Source organism: Methylobacterium ajmalii, assembly GCF_016613415.1.
Classification (GTDB): Bacteria; Pseudomonadota; Alphaproteobacteria; order Rhizobiales; family Beijerinckiaceae; genus Methylobacterium; species Methylobacterium ajmalii.
The window spans coordinates 1-6,017 of the sequence record NZ_JACWCT010000070.1 but is presented as its reverse complement, the minus strand read 5'-3'; the positions used below and the strand labels follow the sequence as shown (position 1 = coordinate 6,017).

At 61.7% G+C, this 6,017-nt stretch carries 4 protein-coding genes; 3 read left to right on the top strand and 1 reads right to left on the bottom strand.

Features of this window, described 5'->3' with window-relative positions; translation table 11 throughout:
* The 3 genes from HPY23_RS13150 to HPY23_RS13140 all read left to right on the top strand — a co-directional run.
* Positions 1–529 (top strand): four-carbon acid sugar kinase family protein (locus tag HPY23_RS13150; RefSeq protein WP_276530188.1); only part of this gene is annotated, 529 nt, incomplete at its 5' end.
* Between the two features lie 496 nt (positions 530–1,025).
* Positions 1,026–2,267 (top strand): hypothetical protein, encoded by a 1,242-nt coding sequence (locus tag HPY23_RS13145; RefSeq protein ID WP_139234858.1) that lies wholly within the window; start codon positions 1,026–1,028, stop codon positions 2,265–2,267.
* Positions 2,264–3,754 carry a phosphoribosyltransferase gene (locus HPY23_RS13140; protein ID WP_139234859.1) on the top strand — a complete coding sequence of 497 codons (1,491 nt, stop codon included), beginning with the start codon at positions 2,264–2,266 and terminating at the stop codon, positions 3,752–3,754. Before HPY23_RS13145 ends, HPY23_RS13140 begins: the two co-directional genes overlap by 4 nt.
* A gap of 36 nt (positions 3,755–3,790) precedes the next feature.
* Here the strand turns inward: HPY23_RS13140 and HPY23_RS13135 are convergent.
* A partial coding sequence (locus tag HPY23_RS13135) for a ComEC/Rec2 family competence protein (protein ID WP_420891336.1) occupies positions 3,791–6,017 on the bottom strand: 2,227 nt, incomplete at its 5' end.

The following is a 6,017-nucleotide window of genomic DNA, read 5'->3' as shown; positions in this document are numbered from 1 at the left end:
GGCCGATCTCGGCGGACCGATCGGCGGCCCGGCGGCCTGCCTCGCCGGCAGCTGCTCGCAGGCGACCCTCGGCCAGATCGCCCGGGCCGAGGCCGCGATGCCGGTGCGCCGCCTCGATCCGGCGCGGCTGCTCGCCGGCGAGGACGAGGCCGGGGCGGCGCTGACCTGGGCGATGGAGCGGATCGGCGACGGCCCGGTGCTCATCGCCAGCAGCGCCGGCCCCGACGAGGTGGCGGCGGTCCAGGCGCGCTACGGCCGCGACGCCGCCGGCCACGCCATCGAGGCCGCCATGGCGCGGATCGCCGAGGGGCTGGTGGCCCACGGGGTGCGCCGTCTCGTGGTGGCGGGCGGCGAGACCTCGGGCGCGGTCGTCGACCGCCTCCGCCTCCCGGCCTTCCGCGTCGGCCCCGAGATCGCCGCCGGCGTGCCGGTCCTGCGCACCACCGACCGCGACATGTGGCTGGCGCTCAAGTCGGGCAATTTCGGCGGGCCGGACTTCTTCGCCGATGCGCTGCGGCTGATGCCGTAGGGACGATCAATCTGGCCGGATGGCGGCGTCCGGCCGGGTTGCGCGCTCCGTCCGAGTTACGACGCGCGTTTGGTCATAGTAGATCGCGACCGCGCTGGGCGCAGCCGGCACTGGGATCGCTGATTGGTTCACGCGGCTGCCTCGGCGGCGCGCGTGGGGTCTCGATCCTGGACATCCGCCCAGCGCTGAGAATTGCGGCAGATAAGATCGACGATCTGATCTCCACTGCCCCGTACTGCGAGAATCCGACGTGATTCATCTGCTATCTATAAGTATTATCATAATTTTTGTCACAAAAATTAGTCTTTTTATTGTCAAATTTGTTCATCTATAAGATAATATTTTGCGTATTTTGCTTTATCTAAGCTCTATTGAACTTCAGTTAAGAACAAAAATATTGTGATTTCGGCAATTTGATATTTTCGTTTGAGTTTTTGATCCTATTGACGTAAAGAATTATTGCTTATCTACTTAGAACAGATATCAAGATACCAATATGAAATTCTTGAGAAAGCCCTACGGAGTTGACTTTTTTGTCAAGATGGGCGCGCAATACGAAAAGTATAAGTGCTTTTCTCCGGACGATGAGAAAAAATGGAGTCTGGCGATATCTTTCCGGGCTGTCATGGCAGAGGGAAAGGACGAGGATTCCGAACTCAAATGCGCGCCGGATTATCCTGGATATCTTACGCGCCGAATCGGGGGCGAACACATCTTCGTCCCCTTCAATCTCGGTTCATTTTTCCCAGGAAAGACCTTTCTGCAGGAAGCCATATTGATATCGAGGCAAGTCAAGCTTGCCTATGGGCATCCGATTTGCCTATCCGGAAGCGCAACCTTCCTAGGAAAAATAAACAACACGACCGATCTTGACTATTGTGAGTATTATCCGACGTTCTTAGGAACGCTATCACCGGCCGTGTGCGGCAAAATAGGACTAGAAAATTCATGCTATCTGATGTCTGTAAAATGCAACTCCGAAAAAATTGACATAGATTCCGATCAATGCCATGAGCCTATTCATAATTTTATCAACAAAAAGATAAAAGAAAGGCCACTTAATATCAAATTAGACTATATAATCGACACGAATGTACTTGGAATCATCACGACGACGAACGTGGTCCTTCCTGTCCTGCTTCATGATTTTGAGAGTGGCGCCGCAGAACTCAGTTTTGCGTATCAGGAGGCGATCCTGTGCGCTGCCGCACCGCCCCGGACGCTTGCGAATGTTAAGGAATTTGCTCGTTACCTGATGTGGCTGAAGGCAGATTGCAACCAGTGGCTGGCTATTGATGACCGCCCCTCCAATCCCAAGGCCCCCCTTAAGTGCTTGAAACGCGCCCTGTCGGCTTTCCTTCTCATCGGCTATGATTTGAGTCGAGAAGACGTCGATGCGATCGGTCGATCCGTGTCACTTGAGGATTTGAAGCTGCTCGCTGCCCACGCCCCGCCCGGCGCACCGGCGGAGCTTTCTCCTGTAGACTTAATTATTGCTTCATTGAATGGTGGCACACTCGCCGACATCGCCGATACATTGAGGCTGGATGAAATTAAACGGCTCGCGCCGCGTGGTCATCCTATGATTCCAGAGCATATCGTTGAGAAGGCTCACCAGAAAAAATTGATAGATCAAGGATTGGTCGATGAAGCACTAGAGGCTGCGTGGACACTGGCTGAGGGGTTGACAGGATTAATCAATATAATTTTCGATCAGACGGAAGGATCTGTCGCATGAAGGAGAATGATCTCAAGAGAAAGATGGTTGAAAAACTTATTAAGTCTTTCTCTGTGCGCAACAGCGAAGTCGAATCTTCTCGCGCAAATCTTGAAAAATTATCGATAGACGAGCTTCAAAATTGGATGGCACGGCTCGAAATTTCTGACACAGACATGAAAGATATTGCGCCTCACGACAAAGGCGGTGAAGAGATTGCCGAACGCCGTCGGCTGGCTCAGGAGAAAATCGCGACCGGCCTCACGCAATTGGCAGCGGTAAGCAGAAAAATCGCGAAGGTGGCACGCCAGCCCGAAAAGGCGGAACAGTCATTTGCGGAATCTGCTCCATCGTCCGATGTCGATCTTGAGAAACAGGAACAGCTCGTTGTCACGCTGGCGCCTCACCCTCAAGACAATACAGTAATAGACAAGTTTAGCAGTAAGATTCAATCGCAAAACGATCCGTTTATGCAATCGGTTAGCGGCGAAGATGCCGAAAAATATGCCGACAACTTATGGCTTTACCCACTGATTGTCAATAAGAGCGCTGAATCGACTCTAAAGACTCTTGACCCATCAGTCGCATCCCGGACAATTACCCTGAAGCAATCAAGGACATATTCGGAAGTTAAAATACTCCCGGTCGATAATGCGATGCTTGGGGTCGACCAGCTGCAATCACTCGTGCTAAGCAATCTTGTCAGGTTGCTTGACGGAAATAATATTGGATTGCAATACCAAGATCGACTTGCGGAACTTAAGTCACAGCTAACCCATGATCCAGCATTCACAAAATATTTTCAAATCCAAATCGCCTCAATGGTGCGCGACATTTTCCAAATGGTTACCGAGAATTATGCCATACGCGAGCAATTTAGCAGAATTTCTCCGTTCATGGACGAGCTACAACGACAAGCTAGAGCGCCTTCGCCTGCGGTCGAAATGACTTTCATACCGGACAAATCTCCAGAGATCAGTGACATTCTGCTGATCGACGGCATGGCAAAAATGATTGCGCGGACCCGCGAGTACGATCCGGATTGCGTCGTCGTCATTGGCAACGGCGGTCAGATTCTGGGGAAGCTTGTCCAGAATAATTTCAAGAATTCCGCCAAGTTCATCTTCGTTGAGCCGGGAACAAACGTCGGTCTGCAGCGGGGAATTCCCCGTAACTGCTCTCGCATTCTGGTTCTCGACGATATCGCAAGAACGGGTGAAACGATGCGCGATGAAATCTCGCGCTGCAGGCACCTGCACACCCGGGCTGCAGTCCGGGGAATGGCGCTCGTCGGCACTACCAGGAGCTGCGAAACTCTTGGGGATGAAGTATTCTTTCCCAATCTATCAGCCGCTCCCGAACCGCAAGTGCCGTGGGACCGGCGCGGACAGTATGGTGCAACGGCTCAAAATTACATTCTGGGCCGAGGGGGCGAGACGCAATTCTCCTTTTCGAAGACCCTGCTGGGCCGCGCCGTGCTACGCATGATGCCGGTCTCGATCGCCTGATGGCGCCTGGCCCGGAGGCCGGAACACCCGCGGCCATCACGGCTCGGCGTGGACTTCAGGGTCCTCTCCCTCCTGCGGAAACGGCGGTGGAAGCGGTTTCGGTCCCGGCGCCGTTTTCGGTGCGGCAGCAACCGGCACGGCGGGCGTTACGACTGGAGCCGGCCGCCACGGTTTTCCCTCCCCCGGCCGTTTAGCCGTCTCGATGACCGGGCCGTCGGCGGTAAAACGCAGGGTGGTCGAGCCGTGCGCCGTCAGGAAGGCGCGGTCGAGGACGTGCTTGGCCGCGCAGCCCGGCGGCGCCTCGAGACGGCTCACCACCACGTCGGCGCGGGCGCAATCCTCCGGGAAGGCGCGCTTGTCGCGCACCAGCGCCACGCTGATCCCCCGCGGCCCGCGGCCGACGCAGCCGAGCTTGTCGCAGCGGGCTTGCGCGCCCAGCCCGGGATCGTCGCGGGAGCGGCCGTCGCCGTCGGCCTTGAGCCACTGTTCCAGCACGAAGCCGGGGGGCTTGCCCAGCACCACGAGGCGCCCGTCGGCCCCGCGCAGGGCCGCGCCGCCGCCCTCGCGGTCGACGTAGAGGTCGGGCCGCACCGGTGCCGCCGCGAGCGCCAGGCCGAGGAGGCCGGGGGCGAGGCCGAGCCAGCGCAGGCCGGAGACCGGCAGCACCAGGAGCAGGAGGGCCACCGTCATCAGCCCGAGCGCGCCGGGGCCGAAGGCCGGCAGCACCACGGTCGCGCGGTCGAAGCCCTCGATCCAGGCGGAGATGTCGAGCATGCCGCGCACCGCCAGCCCCATCGCCCACCAGACCGGCCGGTCGAGGGCGAAGGGATGGGCCAGCATGCCGAGCACCGCCGCCGGCATCACCACCAGCGAGACGAGCGGCAGGGTGAGCGCGTTGCCGACGACGCCGAAGGGCTGGACGGTCTGGAAGTGGTAGGTGGCGAAGGGCGCGGTGGCGATCTGGGCGACCAGCGTGGTGGCGAGCGTGCCGACCACCGTCGCGAGGCACCAGGCGAGCGCCCGGGTGATCGGCCCGCCGCCTTCCGGGTTCCACAGCCGCCCCTCGATCAGCCGGGCGCAGGCGACGAGCCCGGCCACCGCCCCGAACGACATCTGGAAGCTCGGGCCCAAGAGCCCTTCCGGCTCGCGGACGAGGGAGATCAGCGCCGCCAGCGCCAGGTTGCGCAGGCTGAGCGCCGGCCGGTCGACCAGGACCGCGCCGAGCATCACCAGGGTCATGACGAGCGAGCGCTCGGCCGCGAGGTCCCAGCCCGAGAAGGCGCAGTAGCCGGTGACCGCGATCATCGCCAGGAAGGCCGCGATCTTCTTGATCGGCCAGGCCAGCGCCAGGCCCGGGACGAGGGCGAGCAGCGCCCGCACGAGCCAGAACACCACCCCGGCCGCCAGCACCATGTGCAATCCGGAAATCGAGACGACGTGATAGATCCCGGCCGCCCTCAGGGTGTCGTTGGTGTCCTGGTCGATGAGCCCGCGCTTGCCGGTGACGAGGGCCGCCGCCACCGCGCCGGCCTGGGTGACGCCGCCCTTGTCGCCGTTCGACTCGGCGATGCGCCGCGTCAGCGCGTTGCGGGCGTCGTCGAGGCCGGCGGCGAGCCGCAGGCTCCAGGGCGCCGGCTCGGGCGGCGGCTTGACGGCGGCGGCGCCGAGCAGCGAGCCCACCGCGCCGATGCCGCGGAAATACGCGTCGCGGGCGAAATCGTAGCCGCCGGGCCGCGCCGGCTCCGGCGGCGGCAGCAGGCGCGCCTTGGCCTCGATGTAGTCGCCCGGCCGCAGCGCGTCGCCGCGGCGGTAGGAGACGCGCACCCGCACCGGGCGCTCGGCCGCCGCCATCTCGCCGAGGCGCAGGACCCGCACCACGAGCCGCGCGCCTTCTTCCCGCTCCTCCAGCGCCTCGACGAAGCCGTGCAGCGGCGCGATCACCGTGCGGGCGAGGACCGGCGCGGCGACGCGCGTCGTCCGGTAGGCGGCGGCCGCGAAGCCCAGGAAGACGAAGGACGCCGCGAGCATGAGGGCCGGCGCCACCGCGCGGGCCCGCAGCGCCAGCGCGCCGCCCGCCAGCGCGAGCCCGGCGCCCAGCGGGGCGGCGAGGACGACCGGCCCGTCCGCGACGGTGAGGAACAAGAGCGCGCCGGCGCCGAAGGCCACCGCCAGCCAGGGAAACAGCCGGCGCTGCGCGGCCTCCGCGGCGAGGCAGCCGGCGATGCGGCCGCCGAGCGCCGGGAGCAGCAGCACGGGCGCCGGC